18 protein-coding genes, 1 tRNA gene and 1 pseudogene are annotated in these 20,494 nt (G+C 70.2%); 4 read left to right on the forward strand and 16 right to left on the reverse strand.

The window, feature by feature from the left end:
• Positions 1–7: 7 nt before the first annotated feature.
• From ACIPAE_RS27590 to ACIPAE_RS27635, 10 genes are all read right to left on the reverse strand, one after another.
• The gene (locus ACIPAE_RS27590) at positions 8–1,075 is read right to left on the reverse strand and encodes an LLM class flavin-dependent oxidoreductase (RefSeq protein ID WP_402448682.1); all 1,068 of its coding nucleotides are present in this window, start codon (positions 1,073–1,075) and stop codon (positions 8–10) included.
• 27 nt (positions 1,076–1,102) lie between these two features.
• Positions 1,103–1,591, reverse strand: coding sequence for a flavin reductase family protein (locus ACIPAE_RS27595; protein WP_328470568.1), 489 nt, complete (start codon positions 1,589–1,591; stop codon positions 1,103–1,105).
• 148 nt (positions 1,592–1,739) lie between these two features.
• Positions 1,740–3,311: a tryptophan halogenase family protein gene (locus ACIPAE_RS27600; protein WP_402448684.1), complete on the reverse strand. Its 1,572-nt coding sequence runs from the start codon at positions 3,309–3,311 to the stop codon at positions 1,740–1,742.
• Between the two features lie 33 nt (positions 3,312–3,344).
• Complete coding sequence (locus ACIPAE_RS27605) at positions 3,345–4,562, reverse strand: cytochrome P450 (protein ID WP_366412850.1); 1,218 nt, start codon at positions 4,560–4,562, stop codon at positions 3,345–3,347.
• Between the two features lie 94 nt (positions 4,563–4,656).
• Positions 4,657–5,256 (reverse strand): winged helix-turn-helix transcriptional regulator, encoded by a 600-nt coding sequence (locus ACIPAE_RS27610; RefSeq protein ID WP_402448685.1) that lies wholly within the window; start codon positions 5,254–5,256, stop codon positions 4,657–4,659.
• A gap of 17 nt (positions 5,257–5,273) precedes the next feature.
• Positions 5,274–5,474, reverse strand: coding sequence for an MbtH family protein (locus tag ACIPAE_RS27615; RefSeq protein ID WP_328470576.1), 201 nt, complete (start codon positions 5,472–5,474; stop codon positions 5,274–5,276).
• Positions 5,471–6,205 (reverse strand): tryptophan 2,3-dioxygenase family protein, encoded by a 735-nt coding sequence (locus ACIPAE_RS27620; RefSeq protein WP_366412853.1) that lies wholly within the window; start codon positions 6,203–6,205, stop codon positions 5,471–5,473. The genes ACIPAE_RS27615 and ACIPAE_RS27620 overlap by 4 nt, the downstream gene beginning before the upstream one ends.
• A complete protein-coding gene (locus ACIPAE_RS27625; RefSeq protein WP_402448688.1) occupies positions 6,198–7,466 on the reverse strand; it encodes a pyridoxal phosphate-dependent aminotransferase in 1,269 nt (422 codons plus the stop codon). Before ACIPAE_RS27625 ends, ACIPAE_RS27620 begins: the two co-directional genes overlap by 8 nt.
• 34 nt (positions 7,467–7,500) lie before the next feature.
• Positions 7,501–8,277, reverse strand: coding sequence for an SDR family NAD(P)-dependent oxidoreductase (locus tag ACIPAE_RS27630; RefSeq protein WP_402448690.1), 777 nt, complete (start codon positions 8,275–8,277; stop codon positions 7,501–7,503).
• Positions 8,270–9,094 (reverse strand): thioesterase II family protein, encoded by an 825-nt coding sequence (locus ACIPAE_RS27635; protein WP_402448692.1) that lies wholly within the window; start codon positions 9,092–9,094, stop codon positions 8,270–8,272. The genes ACIPAE_RS27630 and ACIPAE_RS27635 overlap by 8 nt, the downstream gene beginning before the upstream one ends.
• A 138-nt stretch (positions 9,095–9,232) precedes the next feature.
• On the opposite strand from ACIPAE_RS27635, the gene ACIPAE_RS27640 reads away from it, so the two are divergent.
• The gene (locus ACIPAE_RS27640; RefSeq protein WP_402448694.1) at positions 9,233–10,477 is read left to right on the forward strand and encodes a cation:proton antiporter; all 1,245 of its coding nucleotides are present in this window, start codon (positions 9,233–9,235) and stop codon (positions 10,475–10,477) included.
• 66 nt (positions 10,478–10,543) lie between these two features.
• On the opposite strand, the gene ACIPAE_RS27645 is transcribed toward ACIPAE_RS27640, so the two are convergent.
• Positions 10,544–11,002: a MarR family winged helix-turn-helix transcriptional regulator gene (locus ACIPAE_RS27645; RefSeq protein ID WP_328470588.1), complete on the reverse strand. Its 459-nt coding sequence runs from the start codon at positions 11,000–11,002 to the stop codon at positions 10,544–10,546.
• Positions 11,003–11,127: 125 nt separating this feature from the next.
• Here ACIPAE_RS27645 and ACIPAE_RS27650 point away from each other — a divergent pair, with 125 nt between their 5' ends.
• Together ACIPAE_RS27650 and ACIPAE_RS27655 are read left to right on the forward strand one after the other, a co-directional pair.
• Positions 11,128–12,570, forward strand: a complete 1,443-nt coding sequence (locus tag ACIPAE_RS27650) for an MDR family MFS transporter (protein WP_329363712.1) — start codon at positions 11,128–11,130, stop codon at positions 12,568–12,570.
• A gap of 54 nt (positions 12,571–12,624) precedes the next feature.
• Positions 12,625–13,305 (forward strand): helix-turn-helix domain-containing protein, encoded by a 681-nt coding sequence (locus ACIPAE_RS27655; RefSeq protein WP_329363710.1) that lies wholly within the window; start codon positions 12,625–12,627, stop codon positions 13,303–13,305.
• Positions 13,306–13,612: 307 nt separating this feature from the next.
• Here the strand turns inward: ACIPAE_RS27655 and ACIPAE_RS27660 are convergent.
• The 4 genes and pseudogenes from ACIPAE_RS27660 to ACIPAE_RS27675 all read right to left on the reverse strand — a co-directional run.
• Positions 13,613–13,906: pseudogene (locus ACIPAE_RS27660) on the reverse strand (ATP-binding protein); the annotation flags it as partial.
• 6 nt (positions 13,907–13,912) lie between these two features.
• On the reverse strand, positions 13,913–14,041 hold the full coding sequence (locus ACIPAE_RS27665; RefSeq protein ID WP_402448696.1) for an ATP-binding protein: 129 nt from the start codon (positions 14,039–14,041) through the stop codon (positions 13,913–13,915).
• 226 nt (positions 14,042–14,267) lie between these two features.
• Positions 14,268–14,684, reverse strand: a complete 417-nt coding sequence (locus tag ACIPAE_RS27670; RefSeq protein ID WP_402448698.1) for a hypothetical protein — start codon at positions 14,682–14,684, stop codon at positions 14,268–14,270.
• Positions 14,685–14,919: 235 nt separating this feature from the next.
• A complete protein-coding gene (locus ACIPAE_RS27675; RefSeq protein ID WP_402448700.1) occupies positions 14,920–18,123 on the reverse strand; it encodes a tetratricopeptide repeat protein in 3,204 nt (1,067 codons plus the stop codon).
• 529 nt (positions 18,124–18,652) lie between these two features.
• On the opposite strand from ACIPAE_RS27675, the gene ACIPAE_RS27680 reads away from it, so the two are divergent.
• Positions 18,653–18,762 (forward strand) — tRNA-Ser (locus ACIPAE_RS27680).
• A 127-nt stretch (positions 18,763–18,889) separates the two neighbouring features.
• Here ACIPAE_RS27680 and ACIPAE_RS27685 read toward each other — a convergent pair.
• A complete protein-coding gene (locus ACIPAE_RS27685; RefSeq protein WP_402448702.1) occupies positions 18,890–20,161 on the reverse strand; it encodes a tyrosine-type recombinase/integrase in 1,272 nt (423 codons plus the stop codon).
• Positions 20,162–20,494 lie beyond the last annotated feature (333 nt).

A 20,494-nucleotide genomic window follows, 5' to 3' on the forward strand; every position in this document is an offset into this window, starting at 1 on the left:
CGTGTCCTCAGCTTTCCGCCAGGCGCGGGCGCACCTGGTCGGCGAACAGGGTCAGGGTGCGTTCCATGGACTTCAGCGACTGCTGGCCGAAGTCGATCTGCCACAGCAACACCTCCGGCCCGAGCGCCTCCTGGATGGCCCGAATCCTCTGCACGGCCCGGTCCGGGCTGCCGAAGACAGCCGTCGACTCCAGTTCGGCGTCGCCCACCGCGTTGCCGAACTTCTTCGTCACGGCGGCCTGGTAGCCCTCGTACGCGGGTGAGGTGCGGTTCTGCCAGGACGCCGCCGCCTCGCTGAACCTGGACCAGTGCCGGCGAAGCAGGGTCCTGCCCTCTTCCCGGGCGTCCTCGTCGGACTCGGCGAGCAGCAGCGGGACGCTCACCGCGACCTTCGGGCGGCGTCCGTCTCCCGCGCCGGCCGCGAAGCGCTGCCGGTAGACGTCCATGAGTTCACGGGTCACCGCCAGGTCGTCGGTGCGCGGCGGCGAGGAGATGAGCAGGTTGAGGCCCATGTCGCCGATCCACTCGAAGCTGGAGCGGGTGACCAGCGCCGCGGCCCACACCGGCGGGTGCGGTCGCTGGGCGGGCGGCGGGTAGGAGGTGGCGTCCCGGTACGAGAAGTACGGGGTGTCCTCGCTGACCGACGGCTCGGTCCACAGCCGCAGGACCGCCCGGACCGTGTGCCGGAAGCGTTCCTGGCTGCTGTCCAGGTCCACGCCGAACGCCTCGAACTCGTACGGCAGGAAGGCGCGGGCGAAGCCGACGTCGAGCCGGCCGCCGCTGATGGCGTCCGCCTGGGCGGTCTGCGCGGCCAGTTGGACCGGGTGGTGGAAGGACGCCTGGATGCCTCCGGTCATCAGCCGGACCCGCCGGGTGACCGTGGAGACGGCGGTGAGGAAGGCGAGCGGGCTGGGGCAGTAGCCGCCGTACGGGCGGAGGTAGTGCTCCGTCATCTTCACGTACTCGTAGCCGAGGCGGTCGGCCTGCCGGCAGACCTCCAGCAGGTTCGCGTAGTACTCCTGGCCCGAGCGCTCCTGCGGGCCGGTGTCGGGCAGCAGTGAGAGGCCGAACTCCATTGCCTGTCCTCCTGGTTCGGATCGGTGTCAGTGGCGGGCGGGGTTGACCGGGCAGGGCTCCGGGTCGAGGGACCAGAAGCGGCGCAGCCCGTAGAGCAGCGGTCCGGGCTGCCGGGCGGGCGGCGGGCTCACCTCGAACACTTCGCCGAACACCACGGTGTGGTCGCCCACGGTGACGGTGCGCGCGACGCGGCAGTCGGCGATGGCATGCGCGTCGTCCACCAGGTGCGGCCCCGCGAAGCCGGGTCGGTGTGTCCACCGCACCCGGTCGAAGCGGTCGGCGGCGCCGGAAGCGAACACCTGTGCCGCCGAACGGGCCCCGTCGTGCAGGAGGTTGACCGCGAAGGACGAGGTGTCCAGCAGGGCCCCGAGCGTGGGGCTGGCCTGCCGCACGCAGACCAGCAAGGTGGCGGGCTCGACGGCGACGCTGGACAGCGACGAGCAGGTCAGGCCACGCGGCGGCTCGCCGGGACGCATCGCCGTCACCACCGCCACGCCGGAGGGGAACGTCGCCATCAGGGAACGGAACCGGTCCGGCCCGACGGCCGGCGGGCGGGTGTCGGCCGTCGTCGCGGCGGAGGCGGGCGAGGGGGTGGGCGAGAGGGGCGAGGGGGTGGGCGAGAGGGGCGAGGCGGGCGAGAGGGGCGAGCGGCGTCCCACGGACTCAGCCTCCGGTCCCGGCCGACCGGGCCGCCAGGTGCGAGAAGTACTCGTACTGGCTGGGCAGTCGGCCGACGAGGGTGCGCACCTGGTCGCGTACGAGCCGCAACTCCTTCTGGGCGGCGGTGTCGTCCAGTACGTCCAGGACGGGCAGCGGCCGGGTGGGCAGACCGCCGAGACCGAGGAGCATCGCCACGTACGAATAGGGCTCGAAGCCGTGGAAGTACGGGTACACGGACTCCTGGTCGGGCAGCCGGTGCCGCCACAGCTCCACGCGTTCGGCGAGCCCGTCGGGCATCGGACGGTGTTTGGTGTCCCGCCAGTAGTCGTTGTCCTGCCGCGCCGCCGCGTAGTAGTGCAGGAACAGGAACTCGCGTACGCCGTCCATGACATGGGCGACCTGCCGGTTGTAGGCGGCGCGCAGCCCCTCGTCGTCCGCGCCGGACGGGAAGTGCCGCACGAGTTGTTCCGCGGCGTTCTGGATGAAGAAGATGCCGGTGGACTCCAAGGGCTCCACGAAGCCGCTCGACAGCCCGATGGCGACGCAGTTCTCGTGCCACGAGCGCTCACTGCGGCCGATACGCATCCGGATGTGGTTGGCCTCCAGGGCGTCCGCGTCGGGGCCGACGAAGGAGCGCAGGGTCCGCTCCGCCTCCTCGGGGCTGCAGTAGTCGCTCGCGTACACGTAGCCGGTGCCGAGCCGGCCGAAGAGCGGGATGGTCCAGATCCAGCCCGCGTCCTGCGCGGTGGCCGTGGTGCACGGCCTGATACCGCGGGCCTTCATGTCGACGGGGACGCGCAGGGCCACCGCGCTGTCGTTGGGCAGGCTGTCCTGGTACGAACGGAAGGGCACGCCGAGCGCCTTGTTGATCAGCAGGCCCCGGAAGCCGGTGCAGTCCACGAACAGGTCCCCGGCCAGCGGGCCGTGCTCCTTCGTCAGGACGTGCCGGATACGACCGCGCTCGTCCAGGGCGACATCGGTCACGTCGTCGCGCACGTGCCGCACCCCGCGGTCCACCCCGTAGCGGGCCAGGAACCCCGCGAGGAGCGTGGCGTCGAAGTGGTAGGCGTAGGGGAACTGGGTGGTGTGGCCCTCGGGCGTGGCACGGAACATGCTGTCCTCGCGGTCCTCCACGAAGTCCTGTTCCATCAGCGCGTCGTCGAGGTAGCGGGGTGAGCTCTGCGCGTCGCACAGCGCCGCCAGTACCGAGGTGTCCTGGTCGAAGCGCCCGCCGCCGCTCCGGTGCAGCCACCAGTCGGCGAGCGAGTACCCTTCCACGATCCGGGGCCGTTCGAACGGGTGGTAGAAGTGGTGCCCTCGGGCCCGCCAGTTCTCGAAGCGGATCGCGAGTTTGTACGTGGCATGGCACTCGGGCATCCACTCGTGCTCCGCGAGCCCGAGGCTTTCGAAGAAGCGCCGGACCGTACTGAAGGTCGCCTCGCCGACACCGATGGTCGACACGTTCGCCGACTCCACCAGCGTCACCGCGACGCGGTCCTCGAACTGCGCCTTCAGGTAGGTGGCAGTCATCCAGCCGGCGGTGCCTCCGCCGACGATCACCACGCTTTGCGTCATGTTCCCTCGTCTCGGGTCGGTGTTGGGGGCCGGTCACCAGGTGACCGGGATCTCCGGCGAGGCCAGGACGACGGACGCGTCCACGACCTCGATGTCGCCGGCCGGGACGGCGAGCCCGAGCCCGGGAAACCGCCGTAGCAACGCCGGGTAGGCGACTTGCAGTTCGAGGCGGGCGAGGCTGGCACCGATGCACTGGTGGATGCCGAAGCCGAGCGCCAGATGGTGGTTGGGGGTACGGGCGAGGTCGATGGTCTGCGGGTCGGGGAACTGGTCGGGATCGCGGTTGGCCAGCTCGGCCGCCCCGATGACCCCCTCGCCCGCGCGGATGCGGACACCGCCCAGTTCCATGTCCACCTTCGCCACCCGGCGCCGGCCCGTGTGGGTCACCGTCAGCACCCGCAGCAACTCCTCGACCGCGGTGGCCACCTGGGACTCGTCGCCGTCGCGCAGGAGCGCGGCCCGCGCCGGGTCGGCCAGCAGGACCATCGTGCCGAGGCCGATCATGTGGGCCGTCGTGGCGTGGCCGGCGACCAGCAGCAGCGCGGCCGTCCACGCCGCCTCCTGCCGGGACAGCTCGCCCGTCCGTACCCGGTCCCGGGCCAGCCTGCCCAGCAGGTCGTCCGTCGGCTCGTGTTCGCGGGCGCGGATCAGCTCCACGAAGTACGCCTCGACCTCGTTGCTGCTGCGGGTGACCGTGTCGGCGTCCGAGTGGATGTCCAGCCGGATGCGCAGGTGCTTGTCGATGAACTCGTGGTCCTGGTAGGGCACACCGAGGATGCGGCAGATCATCATGGACGGCAGCGGGATCGCGAGGGCCTCCATCAGATCGACGGGGCCGGTGCGGGCGGCCATCTCGTCGAGCAGGTGCGCGACCGTCTCCTCGACGACCGGACGCAGGGCGGCGATCCGCCGTACCCCGAACTCGGCGATCAGCATGCGCCGGTGCCGGGCGTGCTCCGGGTCGTCCATGCCCACGAAGGTGGGCGCGATACGGTCGCGCAGCACCTGGCCGAGCGAGCTGGCCGGGAAGCCGGGCAGGTCCCGGTGGACGCTGAACCGTGTGTCGGAGAGCACGGTGCGGACGTCCTGGTAGCGGGTGACCAACCAGGGACTCCTGCCGCTCCACAGGGACACCGGGAACACGGGTTCCTCGCGGCTGCGGCGCAGGAGTTCCTCCGGAGGGGCGAAGGGACAGCCCGCGGGACGGGGCATGGGATAGCGCGGTGGCGTCCCGGCAGGATCGGTGGACATGGGGTCTCCTGTTCGGCGTGCGGCGGGTGGGAGCCCGGCGGGGGCCGGGGCTGGGGGCCGCGGCGGGGCAGCGGGCACTCGGCGCCGGAGCGCGTCATGCCGAGGTGGGCGGGGTGGGGCGGCGGGGATAGCGCTCGCGCAGGGCCGGGCCGGCCGCCGGGCCGGTCGCGAACATGAACTCGGCGGTGTCCAGCGGCCGGCCGGTGCTCCGGTCGACCACGACGGGGTCCGCCTCGACGCCGGTGCGGGCGTCCACCAGGATCAGGCCGCGCCGCTCGGGCGGCAGCCGGTGGTTGCCCCAGGCCGTCATGACGAGGACCAGGGGGCGCAGCGAGCGTCCGAGTTCGGTGGGGCGGTAGGCGGTTCGGCCGGCGGCGCCTGCGTCCGGATCGGGATCGAAATCGGGCTCGGGATCGGGATCGATGCCGGCGTCGGCGTCGGCGTCGGCGTCATGGCCCGTGTCGCCGTCTCCGCCGCCGTTCGTCCCGTCGGCCGGCGCCGTCGTCAGCAGCCCGGCGGTGACCAGTGTGGACAGCCGGTCGGCCAGCAGGCCGGCGGGCGTCCCCAGGTTGCGCCGGATCTCCTCGAACCGGGTGAAGCCGTCGTACGTCTCGTGGAGGATCTCCAACGTCCACCACGGTCCGATCTGTTCGGCGGTCCTGGCCAGCGGGCAGTCGGGGATACGTGTGGGCACGGCCGCGGCCTCCGCCCTCATCCGCACAGCCGGACGGGACGCAGATCCGTCCAGTGCGTCTCGATGTAGTCCAGGCACCGGGCGCGGGCGTCCGGGCCGGACACGCAGCGCCAGCCCGCGGGAACCGCGGCGAACTCCGGCCACAGCGCGTGCTGTCCGTCCTCGTTGGCCACGACGCGGAAGCGCGCCTGCTCGTCGTCGAACGGGTTGCCGCTCATGCCGTCGTCCGGTCCGCGAGCCCGGTGGGTGCGGTGCCTGCGGTGTGGAGCTGTCCGCGCAGCCGCCGCAGTTCGGTGAAGGGCAGGGTGACACGTGCCATCAGGTAGTCGGCACCGCTGGTGCCGCCGGTTCCCGGCCCCACGCCGATCATCTTCGACATGAGCGTCAGATGGCCGAGCTTCCAGTGCCAGTAGCGGTTGCCGATGTCCAGCAGCGCTTCGATGATCCGGTGGTACGCCCCGGCCTCCGGGCCGCGACGGCACACTTCCCCGACCGAGGTGCCGCTGAGCGCCACGGCCGCGGTGAGGGCCTCGTAGAGCCGTCCCGACCGCCGGTCGTCGCCGAGGAACTCGTCGAGGTGGCGGAACTGCTCCGACTCCGCCCCGCTCGCGCTGCCCACGTAGGGGCGGAACTCCGCGAAGTGACGGATCGGCAGCTTCTCCAGCGCCGCGACCTGTTCCACCAGGATGCGCAGCAGCTCCGCGGCGCGTTCGAGGAACTCCACGCTCGACTCGGCGTCGGCGAGGCCGTGTTCGGGCTGCAGGTAGTCCGACGCGGCCTCGACGTCGGCGATGATCTGCTTCAGCCACAGCTCGCAGGACTGGTGGGCGACGACGAAGAACTGCTCGGAGAGGATCACCGCCCGCCTGCCGCTGTCGGTGGTGCGGGGCACCTGCAAGGACAGCAGGGTGTCGAGGTTCAGGTAGTCGGCGTACGTCAGTTCAGCCATGTGCCCGCTCCACTTCGCAGGTTCGGGCGAAGTGGATGATCTTCTCCACTCCGAGGGGCAGCAGGTCGGGGTCGCCGCAGAAGGCGATGCGCACCAGGGACCGGGCCCACTGGGGGACGTCGAGCGACAGCACCTGGCCCGCCGCGGACAGCCTCGGCCGCAGCGCGAACCCGGCCGCCGGCACCACCGCCACGGAGTGGGTCTCCAGCAGCCGGTCGGCGAAGGTCCGCGCGTCCAGCCCGGTCGAGGAGACGTCCAGCACGGCGTACCAGCCGCCGGCCGGCAGTTCCGCGAGCAGGCCGGCCGCACACAGCGGCGGCAGCAGCACGTTGCGGTTGTGCGCGACCAGCTTGGCGTTGGCGGCGACGGAGTCCCGGGCGCCGAGAGCGGCGAGGCCCGCGTACTGGATCGGCGTCGAGGGCGAGATGATGCCCGCCTCCTGGACGACGCTCATGGCGTGCGCTGTCCGGTCGTTCGCGCAGGCCACGTAGCCCAGGCGGTATCCGGTCATGGCCGCGCTCTTGGAGAAGCTGTAGACGCTGTGCACGATCCGCTGGTGCTGGGGCAGGTCGCGTTCCAGCGACGCCATCGAGAAGTGCTCGCCCTCGTACACGTAGTGCTCGTACGCCTCGTCGCTGACGACCTGCCAGCCCCGCTCGCGGGCCCCCTCCAGCAGGACCCGCTGGGCTCGCGCGTCGAGCACGACGCCGGTCGGGTTGGCCGGCGAGTTGATCAGCAGCAGCCGGGTGCGGGGGCCGGCCGCCGCCAGGATCGCCTCCGGGTCGGGGCGGAAACCCGGGCCGAGCGGGTAGAACACCGGCCGTAGCCCGGCGAGGAGGCTCTGCTGCAGGTGCACCGGCCAGTGGAGTTCCGGCAGCAGGATCTCCGCACCGGGCTCGGCCAGCGCCCGCAGCAGCGCGGTCAGGCCCTGCGCGGAGCCCGGCGTGACGAAGATCCGGGAGACCGGCGCGTCCAGTCCGTTCTCGGCGGCCAGCTTGCCCGCCAGGGCCTCGCGCAGGGCGAGAATGCCCTCCACGCCGGTGTACTTGGTGTCACCGCGCCGCAGCGCGTCGTGCAGCGCGTCGGCCGCTTCCTGCGGCGGGTCGAAGTAGGGGTCGCCGACGTGGAGTTTCAGTACGGGTGTCGTCGTCTGCCGCTCCTTCGCCTCCGCCGCACGGAAGATCTCGTGCAGGGCGGACGACGGTACGGTGGCGGCCGGTGGGGTCTGGTCGGTCACATCGGCTGCGCTGCTGGGATTCATGCCACCTCCGGGTGCTGTCGCTGTTCTTCGCCGGTCATGCGGTCCGGCCGCCGTCCACGGGGATCAGCGCGCCGGTCATCCAGCCGGCCATCTCGGGGTCCACCAGGGCGCACACCCACCGGCCGATCTCCTCGCCGCGGCCGAAACGCCGCAGCGGGGTCGCCTCGGTGAGTTTCCGCGCCAGTTCGTTCCTTTCGGAATCCGACAGTCCGGTCTCGTGCCACATCGGTGTGTCGACCGGGCCGGGCAGAATGGCGTTGACCCTTATCTCCGGGGCGAGTTCTCTGGCCAGGGAACGGGTCAGGCTGTTGAGTGCCGCTTTGCTCGCGCCGTAGCAGGAGCGCTCCGGCATCGACAGGACGCCGCCCACGGAGGATATGTTCACCACCGTGCCGGAATTCCTGCGCAATTGGGGAATCGCGCACCTGATCAGCTCGGCGGGTGCCCACACATTGACCCGGAGCATGGCCATGAAATCCTCGTCCGCCGCGTCCTGAAGGGCTCCGAAGCGGGCCAGCCCCGCGTTGTTCACCACCGCGTCCAGCCGTCCGAAGCGCGCGACGGCCGCGGCCACGATCCGCTCCGCGGCCCCCTTCTCGGCCACGTCGGCGGTCACCGGATGGACCGCCTCGCCGCTCCGCGCGGCCAGTTCGGCCAGCGGTGCCGCGCGCCGTCCGACGGCGGTCACCCCGGCCCCCGCGGACGTCAGGCACTCGGCGACCGACCGGCCGATGCCGCTGCCGGCTCCGGTCACCAGCACGGACATTCCCTCCAGCGGCCGGTGCGCGAGGCACGCCTTGGGTTCAGACACGATGCCGCTCCCGCCGGTCGGCGCCCACGACATCCTCGACCAGGCCCCGCGGGTCGACCCGCGGGTGGAAGTGGCCGCCGGGACGGGCGCGCAGGGTGAACTCCCCGGTCGTGCAGGCCGACCACGACCGGACCTGCGCCTCGCCGGCCAGGGGGTCGTCGGGGCTGTAGTAGCAGCGGACGGGACACGGCAGCGGCGCGGTGCCGGCCCGCGGCGCGTACGTCTCGTTCGCCGTCACGTCCGCCCGCAGCGCGGGCAGCACGAGGTCGCGGAACTCCTCGTCGTCCGCGAGCTCCGGATCGATGGTGCCGAACGCCTTCACCGCGGACCACAGTTCGGCGTCCGTCAGCCGGTGCGTGGTCCCGCCGCCCGCGTCCTCGGGCCCGGGCGAACCGGAGACGCACAGCCGCGTGGGCGGCGATCCGGCGTCCCGCAGGGCCACCGCCGTCTCGTAGGCGACGAGTGCGCCGAGGCTGTGCCCGTACAGGATCAGGGGCGAGGCGGGCAGCCCGAGCAGCTCGGTCGCCACCAGCGAAGCGGTCTCACGGATGCCGACGACGGGCTCGGCGAACCGGTCGGCCCGCCCCGGGTACCGCACGGCCATGAGCTCGGTCCCCGGCGGCGTCAGAGCGACCCAGTCGCGAAAGCCGCCGGCGAATCCGCCCGAATGAGGAAAGCAGACCAACCGGAATTTCGAATTCCGGATGCTGTTGAATTTATGCAGGAACTCCTTAGGCACCGTCGACCCCCCGTGGTCAATAAGTTGCCTTCTCGCTGTAGAGCACCCTGGCAGGCAGGACAAGGTCCTTCGCGGCATCTTTCATCGATCTTTCGGAACTGGATAGAGATGAAAGAACCGTGCAAGAAATCTTGTTCCGGAGAACCCCGGCGATGGTGTGGTGGGACGCGACGTTCTGTGATCCCGAACATGTACAGCGCGCCGAAAGGGGCAGCCATGGACACGCTCGTGCACGCCGGAGCAGCGCTCGCTGTCGTCCTCCTGCTCGCCTTCCTCGGCAGACACACGGCCAGACTCCTGCGGCAGCCCGAGGTGATCGGAGAGATCACGCTCGGGCTGGCCGCCGCACCGGTGCTCATCGCGATCGGCGGGCACGGCCTGCTGGACTCCGCCCTGCCGACCGGCGTGGTGGCGGACCTCCGTCAGGTCGGGCACATCGGCCTGGCGCTCTTCCTGGCCGGCGTCGGGCACGAGTTGCGGCGCGGCGCCCGGGCGGGCCGTGGCCGGGCCGTTGCCGTGATCGCGGCCGGCGCGACCCTGATCCCGCTGCTGGCCGGATCGGTGGTGGCCTTCTGGGTCCTCGCCCACGGCGGGCCGGCGCTGCGCGGCACCGCTCCCGCCCCCGCGCTCGCCCTGCTGCTCGCCGTCTCCCTGACGGTCACCGCGCTTCCGGTTCTCGCCCGCATCCTGGCCGAGCGCGGCCTGACCGACACCTCGGCGGGGCGGCTGGCCCTGGGCGCCGCTCTCGTCGTCGACGTGGTGACCTGGGTCCTTCTGGCGCTGGCGCTCGGCATGGCGGCCGGCGGCTCCGGCCGCTTCCCGCGACTGCTCGCCGTGGCGGCCGGCGGCGTGGCGGGGCTGTTCCTGCTCCGGTTCCTGGTCGGCCTGCGACCGGTCGCGGTGCTGCGGGACCGGTGGCCGTGGGCGTGCGCGGTCCTGGTCGCATGCGCCGCGCTGGGCTGCTCGTACGCGCTCCAACGGGCGGGCCTGACCGAGTTCTTCGGCGCGATGCTGCTCGGGCTCGCGCTGCCGGCCGAGGGCTGGGAGCGGATCGTGGCCCTCGTGTCGGCGGCCGGCCGCGCGCTGGCGCCGGTGTTCTTCGTCGTCACCGGCCTGACGGTCTTCGCCCGGCAGGTCGAGGAGGTGCCGTGGTTCGCGGTCCTGCTGGTGACGGGCCTGGGCATCGGCGGCAAGGTGCTCGGCGGATACGCGGGGGCCCGGCTGGCCAAGGAGCCGCCGCTGGAGTCCCTGCGTATCGGAGTGCTGCTCAACACCCGCGGGCTCACCGAACTCGTCGTGCTCCAGGCCGGTTTCAACGCCGGGCTGCTGACGCCCGCGATGTTCCTCGGCTACGTCGTCATGGCCCTGGTGACGACCGCCGCCACCGGTCCCGCCTGCGCCGCGATCGACCGGGCGTCGAGCCGCGCCCCCCTGGTGACGCCGCTGCCGGAGGCCGGCTGACGGAGCGTCATCGTTCGGCGGCGGCCGCCCCCGTGCGGGGCGGCGCGGGCGTCCTTCCCGCGGTCCTCATTCGTGGGGGACGTCCAGCGCTCGGAGCACCAGCCGGTGGAGCGTCTCCCGTTCGTCGGCGTCCAGCCGCGCCAGAGCCGCGTCGGTCGCCTCGTCGACGAGGTGGGCGCCGCGTTCGAGCGTCCGCACCCCGCCCGGTGTGATGGACAGCGCGTAGCGCCGCCGGTCGGTGGGGTCGGGCCTGCGCTGGACGGTGCCCTCGCCCTCCATCACGTCGAGCAGCCTGACCAGGTCGCTGCGATCCATCTGCAGCAGGTCGGCCAGCTCGCGCTGCGACATGTCGCTGTACTCCGTCAGGCACAGCAGCACGAAGTGGGCCTGCGCGGACAGCCCGTCCTGGGCGAAGGCGCTCTTCATCCCGCCCCGCATCTTCCGGCCCAGGTGGGACAGGGCGAATCCCGGCAGCTGCATCAGTACCGGCGGCCGTGGCCGGGTCGACCGAGAGTTCGACGTCATCACCGCACCCTAGACCATCCATGGGAAAACCCATGGAACAGTCAGTGCTTTGGTGGGAATATCAATAGTAGGATTCCCCACGTATCTTGTGCCACTGTCCCCACGCCCGGCGAGCGGAGCCGACCTTGACCAGTACGACCCAGTCCTCTCCACGCCCACCGGACACGCTGCCGAAGGTCCCCGCGGAGGTGTGGCGCGTCGCGGCGGTGGTGATCACCGGCTCGTTCATGTCCACCCTCGGCTCGTCCCTGGTCAACGTCGGCCTCAAGACGATCGCCGGGGTGCTGCACGCCCCGCTGAGCAACGCCCAGTGGGTGGCCACCGGTTACCTCATCGCGTTCGCGGCCGCGTTACCGGTCACCGCGTGGCTCAGCCGGCGGATGGGCGCCGGCCGGCTCTGGCTGTGCGCGCTGGCGGGGTTCACCGTGGCCTCCGCCGCCTGTTCCCTGGCGCCGAACCTCGGCGCACTGATCGCCCTGCGCGCCGTCCAGGGGCTGTGCGGCGCCCTGCTCGTGCCGACCGGCCAGACCGTGATCGGCGAGATCGCGGGGCCCGAGCGGATGGGGCGGGTGCTGAACGCCACGAAGATCGTCGTGGTGCTCGGTCCCGTCATCGGTCCCACGATCGGCGGGCTGCTCATCCGGTCGCTGTCCTGGCACTGGCTGTTCCTGGTCAATGTCCCGGTCGGCGTGGTCGCCCTCGCCCTCGGCTCCCGGCTCGTCCCCAGGGGCGTCCCCACCAAGGGGCGCCCCTTCGACTTCGGCGGCTTCCTTTTGATCGCGGCGGGACTGCCGCTGGTGCTCTACGGCATCACGATCGCCGAGCGCCAGGGGCTGACCGACACCCGGGTGCTCGCCACCCTGCTGTCCGGGATCGTCGCGATGGCGCTGTTCGCCTGGCGCAGCCTCACCGTCGACACACCCGTGCTCGACCTGCGGCTGTTCCGCAACCGCGTCTACACGGCCGCGACCACCTCGGTGTTCTTCACCGGCGCCGCCCTGCTCGGCACGATGATCCTGCTGCCGCTGTACTACCAGCTCATCCGCCACGAGGGCGTGGTCACCTCGGGGCTGCTCATGCTCGGCATCGGCTGCGGGTCCGCGCTGTCCATGCCGTTCGGCGGGCCGATCACCGACCGAGTCGGCGGCGGCATCGTCTCCGCGGCCGGCCTGACGCTGAGCCTGGCCGGCGTGCTGCCGATGGCGTTCCTCGACGCGCGCACGGGATACCTGATCCTGCTGCCGCTGCAGGCCGCCGTGGGCTTCGGCCTCGGGCTGTCCGCCATGCCGTCCCTGTCGGTCGCGTACGCCACCGTGCCACGTGAACGACTCCCCGACGCCACCTCGGAGGCCAACATCATCCAGCGGGTGGGAGGGGCGGTCGGCACCGCCGTGCTCGTGATGGTCCTGGAGACGAACGGCACGGCCACCGACAGCTCGTTCCATCGGGCGTGCTTCTGGCTGGCGGGGGCGGTCTTCATCGCCCTGTGCCAGTCGCTGTGGCTGACGAAGGTGGAGAGCTCACGACGCAAGCAGGAATTGACACGCCGAAGTACACCGAAGGGATAACAGCATCGGCGCGCCACTTCCGCCCACCGACAAGTCTCTCGGGTTGGAGGAAAAATGTCACCGCGCTCGACGTTTCCTGATGTGCTGCTCATCAGATGGCCCGCCCAGTCGGAACTGCGTGAAGAGTGCCAACGGGGTGGTATCCCGCATCTCCTGGTCGTCGAAGGCGGTGCACCACCGCCCTTATGTGTCCATCCGTACGAGGACTGGGTGCGTCCCCCGATATCCCAGGACGACCTGGACATCCGCATTGCCACCCTGCGGACGCGGGTGCGCACCCGCCGTCCCTCGCTGAACTCGGCCGACGTGCTGGGGTTCGGCAGCCGCTCGGTCGGCCTGACCGCCACGCAGAGCTGGCTGATGGGCCTGTTCATCGAACGTTTTCGAGAAGTGGTGCAGCGCGACGAACTGTTGCTGCGGCTGCGTGAGCGGTCAGCCGACCTGCCGACACGAAACGCGTTCGACCTGCACATCATGCGCCTGCGGCAGCGGCTGTCCATCGTCGGCCTCACCCTGGACACGGCATGGGGGCACGGATACGTCTTGCAGCCGGTGACGGACCCTTCCCAGACCAATGGGCCCTGTTCCCGATGCGGACGCCGGGCCGCCTCCCTGACCGCCGCGGGTTCCACCGAAGGTTCCCCGGAACCGTCCGCCGGAGCGGCGCTCGAGGAAACACCGCGCAGAGGCATACTCGCCCGCCGCGCCTCCCCCGGGGGCCGAGCGGCTCGGTGAGGCCCGCGGGAGTGTCCGGCAGGCGGGTGCCGACCGGACCGGGCCTTGACCCCGGATCTTGGATCGCCGGCTCTTTCGGCCCGGGAGAGTCCCGGGCTCGAACGTTGCGTGGAAGGACTCGGCGAGCGCGTTGTCCGCCGGGCTGCTGACCATGCTGGTGGACCGCGTCCAAGATCAGGGGGCAAGGCCCGGCACCTGTGCGCTCGGCTTCCGCGTAGAACTGCTGCTGCGTCTTCTCGTCGTCCTCGGCGACCTCGTCGGAGCGGTAGCCGGTGAGGTGCCTCCAGAGAACAACCGTTCCGTGGCTCCTGTCGGCAACGAGCGTCTCCACCAGCGCGGTGGTCTCCGGGCTCGCCCCCCGTAGAAGTCTCCACTCCCCGAACTTCTCCACGACGTCAAGGTCCCAGGTGCGTGTGTGCCAGGTGCCGTCGATGGCGGTGGCGACGGTCAGCTGACGGGCCTGGGAGAACGAGGCAGACTTCAGGCCTACACCGAAGCGTCCGAGGTCCGTCGAGGTGCGCGGCGTTCCGGGACCACGGGCCGCGACGGTCATCGCGGTGATCAGGTTCTCCTCGGTCATGCCGGTGCCGTCGTCGACCACTGATACTCACGAGTCTCGGCCGGCCCAGGTGAAGTCGACGTCGATGTTCTGCGCGTCGGCGGAGATGCTGTTGTCGATCAGGTCTGTGATGGCCGCCGGAAGCGAGTAGCCGAGAGAGCTCAGGGACGCGACCATGCCTGCGGGGTCGGGAGCTGCGACGTCGAACTCCACCAGCACGCTCCGAACCGGGTCTTCGACAGGCGGTCACCTCGTGGCTGCCTGTCCCGTGACTTGGGATGTGACGGGCTCGTGATCAGTCAGCCCACGTCTCACTCACATTACACACCGCATTCGCATGCTGCCCCCGCGCAATCCTAGCGAATCCGATGTACCTATCGGAAACCAGACTGCGGGGGTCGGGTCACCGGCGGATCGTGGTGTTGTCGCCAGTGACGGCCGTGCCGATTGTCTGTGCGGCAATGGACCGTTCACCGGACGCGGTGATCGTCACCGCTCCGGCCGCGGGGAGCTGGGCGGCCAATTCGGCAAGCAACTGCGGATCTTCCCGTAGCGTCCGCTTGATCTGCTGGCGCAGCGCGGCCGCAGCATCGGTGTCCCCCGGCTCCTCGGCTGCCTCACGCACAGCCGCCTCCAGCTCCGGGCGCCCGGCCGGACTTCGGCGCCGCCAGACCGCGTGCAATATGTTGCGCCCTACGTTCGCCGTCGCTCCCACCGCAGCGTCCTCAGCACGGGCCAGCACTCCCGCACCATAGGCACCCAAAGCCGCGCTCAGATACGGCCCCGTCTGCTCGACGAGCTGCGCGATCTCTGCTCCCACTACCCACCCCTGAGTTTCTGTCATTGGCTGAGGCCAGGGCATCAGACTAGGACGCCCAGCCCGCGCGCACGCTTCAACTCTGGATTTGGCGGCCCGTCGATCAGCCTCATTTCATGCAAGTCAGGCGAAAAGCTTCCTGACTCGGCGCAGACCGACCACACCCCCGACCGTCAGGCCGTGACCAGGGAAACGGAAAACCTTCAGCGGAGTACCAACGGCCGGCCCGCGAAGCGGTCTACTCGGCTGAGGCGAGCTTTGCGCGGACCTGTGCGACGAGTGTGTTCTCCCTGCCGAGGGTGGGCTCGATCCGTTCGAGGGCTGCCTGGTAGAGGACTCTTGCCTTCTGGGGGGCGCCCGCTTCCCGGTGGGTGTCCGCCAGGGAGAGTTGGGTGATCAGGACGTTCGGGTGGTCGCCGAAGGTCTGCTGCCAGTGGGCGAGGTCCGCTTCGTACAGGGGCACGGCCTGGTCGGGTCGACCGTCTGCCCGGTAGGCCTCGGCCAGGTACTGCCGTTGTGTGAGGGTGGCCTGGTGGGTGGTGCCGAGTTCTTGTTCGGTGAGCGCGACTGTGTGTTCCAGCAGTTCGGTTTCCCGGGCGAGGTCGCCTGATCTGCCATGGGCGCGGGCCAGCATGGCGGTGCAGTGGAGTGTCTGCGGGTGAATCCCGCCGAGTGCGGTGTCGAGTTGCGAGCGGAGGTCCTCCAGGGTGGCGACTGCCTGTTCCGCATTGCCGACTTCGAGGCGCGCGTTGGCCAGGTTCACCCGGGCGCTCACGGTGTGCGGGTGAGTGTCACCGAAGAGTCGTGCGGCGCGCGGCGTGACTTCCTCCAAGAGCCGGATGGCGGGCTCGATGTCGCCGACTGAGAGATGGGCGGTGGCGAGGTTGGCCCGGCACACGATGGTGTGCGGGTGTTCCTCGCCGAGGGACCGGATGCACCGTTCCAGCGTCGTCTCCAGGAGAGATACGGCGCGCGCAGGATCGTCGGTCAGCCGCAGCGCGTCGGCCAAGCCTATGCGGTTGGCCAGGGTGTCCGGGTGGGATGCGCCGAAGACCTGCTCGCACTGGGCGATCGCGGTCTCGTACAGCGGGACGGCGTGGGCCGGATCACCTGCCGCGAGGTGGGCATTGGCGAGGCCGCTCAGGGTGGCGAGTGTGTGGGGGTGGTTCTCGCCGAGAAGTTTGGCGCGGTGGTCGAGGATGGCGTTGTAGTGGGCGATCGCCTGCGCGGTGTCGCCAGCAGCGCGGTACGCCGCTGCCAGGCCGGTCTTGGTGGTCAGCGTCTGGGGGTGGGTGTCGCCGAGGAGGTGGGCGCTTTGTGCGGCTGCGGTCTCCAACAGTGAGATGGAACGGGATGCGATCCCGGCATCCCGGTAAGCGCAGCCGAGGTTCGCGCGGATGGCGATTGTCTGCGGGTGGGCCTCGCCGTACGCCTCCTCGCACCGGGTCAGGGCCGTTTCGAGGTGCTGCACCGCCCGGTCGGGCCGTCCCGCGGTCAGGTAGGCGGTCGCGAGGTTGTTTCGGCTGCTGAGGGTCGCTGGGTCGCTGTCGCCGAGCGTCTGCCGCCGATGAGCGAGGATAGCGGCGTACATCGGAATGGCTCGGTGCAGGTCGCCTGCGGCGAGGTAGGCCGCGGCCAGATTGTTCTGGCTGCTCAGCGTGAGTGGATGGGTAGGTCCGAGGGATCGCTCGTAGTGCGCAAGGGTCGTCTCGTACAGTCGGACGGCACGCTCCAGGTCGCCACAATCGTGGTACGTGCGGGCCAGCGCTTCGCAGCTGACGAGAGTGTCGGGGTGGTCGTCGCCGAGTGCTTGCCTGCGCCGGGCCAGCGTTGCCTTGTGGAGCATGACGGCGCGGGTCAGATCGCCGGAATCGCGATAGGAGTTGGCGAGGTTGGAGGCGACCGTGAGTGTCGCCTCGTGCGAGTCGCCGAAGACTTGTGCGCACTGGGTGATCATCGGCTCGAGGATCGCGACGGATCGGCTGAAGTCCCCCGCTCCGTAACAGGCGTTGGCCAGGTTCGCGCGGACCTTCAGAGTGAGTTCGTACTCGGTCCCGAGCAGTTTCTCGCAGCGGGCGAGAGCTGCCGTGAGCAGCGGAACGGCGCGAGCGTCATCACCGCGGCCGACGAGGTGCTGTGCGGCCTCGTCATACAGCCCGGCGGGGAAGGCGTCTTGGTGGCCCTCGAGCGCGGTGGCCGCCAGCGCGATAACATGCGGCAGAAGCCGCTCCCAAGCAGGGGACAGACCGGAGTCCGGTGCTTCTCTCAGCAAAAGGATTGCGGTAGACAGCAGCCGTTCGGCTTCCTGCCGACCTGCGGGCGCGGTGTCGCCGGGCGCCTGCTGGTTCCGCAGGGCAGTCTGGACCAGCCGGTGGACGCTGACCGCGTCCCTGGTGAGGGAGACCATGCAGTAGGCCCCGAGGATGCCGAGGGCCTCGTGGAGGTCGTCGCTGTCGTCGGCGAGGGGGGCCAGGAGTTCCACCGGGATGTCGTCGGGGGCCAGCCACGTCAGCGTGGACAGGACGGAGACGGCCAGCGGATTGCGCTCGGTGAGGGTGCTGATCGTCTGGCCCCAGATCCGTGCGACGGTGCGCTCCGGGTCGATGCCATCCGGGGCCTTGTCCAACTTGCTGACTAGCCTGCGGCGGTAGCTCTCGATGCTGATCGTCGGGTTCTGCGCGAGGTAGGCGCCGGCCTGTTCCAGCGCGATGGGGAGCTGCCCGAGATCAGCGGCGAGGGCCCGCATCTCCTGCGTCTGACTCGGGGTCGGCGTCGTCCCGCCGAGCACGTGCCGGCAGAGGAGTTCGCTAGCCTGGGCCAGATCGAGTACGTCTAGGGCGAGCGTAACGACGGAGGCAGGCCAGCCGGCCGCCCGTCGACTGGTGGCGATGACGCAGCCGTCCGGCGCGCCGAGGTAGGGCCGCAGGTCGGCGGGGTCCTCGACATTGTCGAAGATCAGCAGCCATCCCGGATGCCACTGCAGCCACAAAATCGCCCAGGCGGCGCGTTCCTCGGTGGAGGCGCTGCCCGCCCAGGCGGGAATGAGCCGCAGAGCGAGGCCGCCCAGCGACTGCTCGATGTGGGCGGGCGAATCGGCGGCTATCCACCAGACCGCGCAGTGGCCGTGACGGTGCTGGTGGGCGTACGCGAGCGCCAGGGTGCTCTTGCCAACGCCACCGAGGCCTTGGACGACGGCGACCCCGCCGGCCCGTTGCTTGGACTGCGCCACGAACGTGTCATGCAGCCGGTCCAGCATGTCCGTGCGACCGAGACACAGCGGGTCCGGCGGCAGGTTGGTGAGTCCGGACGGCGCATGAACGTCGCGCGCCGAGTTCAGCAACTCGGCTGCCAGGATGGTGATCGGACCGGTGATCGCCGTTCCGATGTGATGGGCGGCGACGGACCCGGGCCCGGTCGCTTCGAAGGAGAAGTTCGTCACCATGTCGCCCGTCAGTCCCGGCCGCCGAGGATGACCGTCGCTTGTTCCCCGCCGCTTCCGGACGAGACCCGCCCCGGAAGAGACGGCCGCACCGACGACCTGCTGCGTGCACTCATCTCAGTCCCTCTCCGAGCCAGATGGAGGTCTCGTTCTCCAGCACGCAGCGTACGGCGTTCCCCACGTCGGGCCAGTTTGGGCCTGGGCTGCTGCGGCGGCGGTGGCATGGCCAATCCCGGCGGCGACCGGTGCATCCCGGCAACGTTCGCAGGTGGAAGGCTCAGGAGGGAGAAGAATGGTCCCGCGCTTATAACCCACACGGTGGGTCCGAACCGGGCGGATTCATCGGGATCGGCCTGCGGACGTCGGCTTTTCAAGCTGCGCACCCGGAGGTCAGTCTCTCCGGGCAGAATAATTCCTTGTGGCGAGAATCGTCCCTCTGACAGGCCACGCCGGAGAGGGCAGGGGAGCGCAAGGGGAGCGCGGACGCCCTTGGACGCCCCGGCATGAGCCAACATGACTGAGCCTCACGCATGCCTCCTGATCAGGCAAAACGAGATCCAGTGGTACTTCCGGATATGACGTGTCACGACCGCTGGCGTACTCGTAATGCGTAGGTCTCGGGTTCGAATCCCGAAGGCGGCTCCCGAAAAGGCCAGGTCACATAGCCCGTGACCTGGCCTTTTGGCTTTTCTAGCCCACGCCGTGATCTACCGATCGGGTCGCGGTGAACGGCTTGCGTGAGCGATGCGTGAGCGATGCCGCTCGGGACCTACTTCTTGGGCTTCTTGCGCTTGCCCTTCTTCTTGGTTCGGGCCTCGGCTTCCTTCGCCTTCCTCGCAGTCTTACGGGCCTGCTCGGCCTCGGTCTTGCGCTGAAGGGGGACAAGCTTCGCGGTGGCCTCGGCGGCGCGCTTGTCGACCTCGGGGAGGACGCTCTGGTAGATGGCCCGCGTGATCCGGGTGTCGCTGTGCCCGAGGGTGTCGGAGACGACCTTCACGTCGACGCCGGCGGCGAGCATGAGGCTGGCGGCGCCGTGGCGGAGATCGTGCAGCCGGATCGGCGGCAGCCCGGAGGCGGCGACGAGCCGTTCGAACAGGTCGGTGACCTTGCCGGGGTGCAGCCAGGAGCCGTCCTCCTGGGTGAAGACGAGGCCGGTACCCACCCAGGCCGAAGCCCACTCCTCCCGGTCGGCTTCCTGCCGCTCGCGGTGCCGCTTCAACACCTCCACGGTGTCTTCGTCCAGGGCGATCACGCGGAAGCCGCTGTCCGTCTTGGGCTCGGATGTTTCCACCTGCCAGCCGTCCTGGACGAGTTGGGCGGAGACGGTGAGGGAGCGGGCGTCGAGGCTGGTCTCCGACCAGGGCTGACCGCACGCCTCACCGCGTCGCAGGCCGCGGAAGGCGATGAGGTGCCACATCGCGTAGAGCCGGTCCTCGGCGACGAAGTCGAGGAAGGCGCCGGTCTGCTGGGGCGTCCAGACCATGACCGGGGAAGGCTTGTCGCCGGTCATGAGCCACTTTTCGACCCGCTCGTCCGTCCACACCAGGGCCTTGGGCTTGCGTACAGGGTCGATCTCGACGTGGGCCGCAGGGTTGAAGGTGATGATCTGCTGGCTGATGGCATCGTTGAGCGCCGCCCGCAGCGTGGCCTTGATGTGCAACCGGGTCGCCGGTCCAGTCACACGCCGAATCACTGGCATGGCGTCGATCGCCGCCTTCATTGCCTTGCGGCGCGCGCGGTGCTCGGCGCCTTTCCAAGGAACAGTGGCCAGCTCCGCGACAGCTGCCTTCCGCTGGGTGTTCTGTTCCAGGGCCTCGGCGTTGGCGTCGGCGATGGCGATGAACATGTCGCTGAGGTGGCTGACCCGCAGTCGGTCAAGACGGTGGTGCCCGATGCGCGGCTTGAGGTGGATGCGGATGTCTGTCTCGTAGCGGCTGAAGCGGTAGTGCGCCTCACAGCCGCATGTCAGGCACTGGGTCAGGCGCCACGCCTTCGGTTTCGTGAAGGGCTCCAACGGTTCCAGACCGCCCTGGCGCAACATCGCGGTGATGTGGACGTCGCATCACGTGGCCTTCGTGCGCGTGGAGAAAGCGGTGGCCTGCCCACAACTCGGGTCGGAACACAGCTGAGGCGCCTTGCGGGGCGACGTGGAGCTCATGTGCGGATTTTTGCACCTGTGCGGCGTTGGCGGTACCAGAGCGTACGTCGTTGGTCTCGGGCGTCGGCCTCGCCCGAAGGGCTGGCTAAGAGTGCGGGGCAGCGTCCAAGAACGATACGTGGGCAGGTCGGCCAAAGCGGTGTTCACCGCTGGTGCCTGGGTCCGGGTACCGGCCGCCATGACTCCGGGCCCCCGAAGGGCTGGGCAGCCGGAGCC

The sequence above is a fragment of the Streptomyces sp. NPDC087270 genome, from assembly GCF_044744625.1.
GTDB lineage: Bacteria > Actinomycetota > Actinomycetes > Streptomycetales > Streptomycetaceae > Actinacidiphila.

Excerpts from the sequence above, each read along its gene's own strand:
- ACIPAE_RS27590 (WP_402448682.1), bottom strand. The coding sequence starts at position 1,075 with ATGGAGTTCGGCCTCTCACTGCTGCCCGACACCGGCCCGCAGGAGCGC.
- ACIPAE_RS27595 (WP_328470568.1), bottom strand. The coding sequence starts at position 1,591 with ATGGCGACGTTCCCCTCCGGCGTGGCGGTGGTGACGGCGATGCGTCCC.
- ACIPAE_RS27600 (WP_402448684.1), bottom strand. The coding sequence starts at position 3,311 with ATGACGCAAAGCGTGGTGATCGTCGGCGGAGGCACCGCCGGCTGGATG.
- ACIPAE_RS27605 (WP_366412850.1), bottom strand. The coding sequence starts at position 4,562 with ATGTCCACCGATCCTGCCGGGACGCCACCGCGCTATCCCATGCCCCGT.
- ACIPAE_RS27615 (WP_328470576.1), bottom strand. The coding sequence starts at position 5,474 with ATGAGCGGCAACCCGTTCGACGACGAGCAGGCGCGCTTCCGCGTCGTG.
- ACIPAE_RS27620 (WP_366412853.1), bottom strand. The coding sequence starts at position 6,205 with ATGGCTGAACTGACGTACGCCGACTACCTGAACCTCGACACCCTGCTG.
- ACIPAE_RS27625 (WP_402448688.1), bottom strand. The coding sequence starts at position 7,466 with ATGAATCCCAGCAGCGCAGCCGATGTGACCGACCAGACCCCACCGGCC.
- ACIPAE_RS27635 (WP_402448692.1), bottom strand. The coding sequence starts at position 9,094 with ATGCCGCGAAGGACCTTGTCCTGCCTGCCAGGGTGCTCTACAGCGAGA.
- ACIPAE_RS27640 (WP_402448694.1), top strand. The coding sequence starts at position 9,233 with ATGGACACGCTCGTGCACGCCGGAGCAGCGCTCGCTGTCGTCCTCCTG.
- ACIPAE_RS27645 (WP_328470588.1), bottom strand. The coding sequence starts at position 11,002 with ATGACGTCGAACTCTCGGTCGACCCGGCCACGGCCGCCGGTACTGATG.
- ACIPAE_RS27655 (WP_329363710.1), top strand. The coding sequence starts at position 12,625 with ATGTCACCGCGCTCGACGTTTCCTGATGTGCTGCTCATCAGATGGCCC.
- ACIPAE_RS27665 (WP_402448696.1), bottom strand. The coding sequence starts at position 14,041 with ATGGTCGCGTCCCTGAGCTCTCTCGGCTACTCGCTTCCGGCGGCCATC.
- ACIPAE_RS27675 (WP_402448700.1), bottom strand. The coding sequence starts at position 18,123 with ATGGTGACGAACTTCTCCTTCGAAGCGACCGGGCCCGGGTCCGTCGCC.
- ACIPAE_RS27685 (WP_402448702.1), bottom strand. The coding sequence starts at position 20,161 with ATGTTGCGCCAGGGCGGTCTGGAACCGTTGGAGCCCTTCACGAAACCG.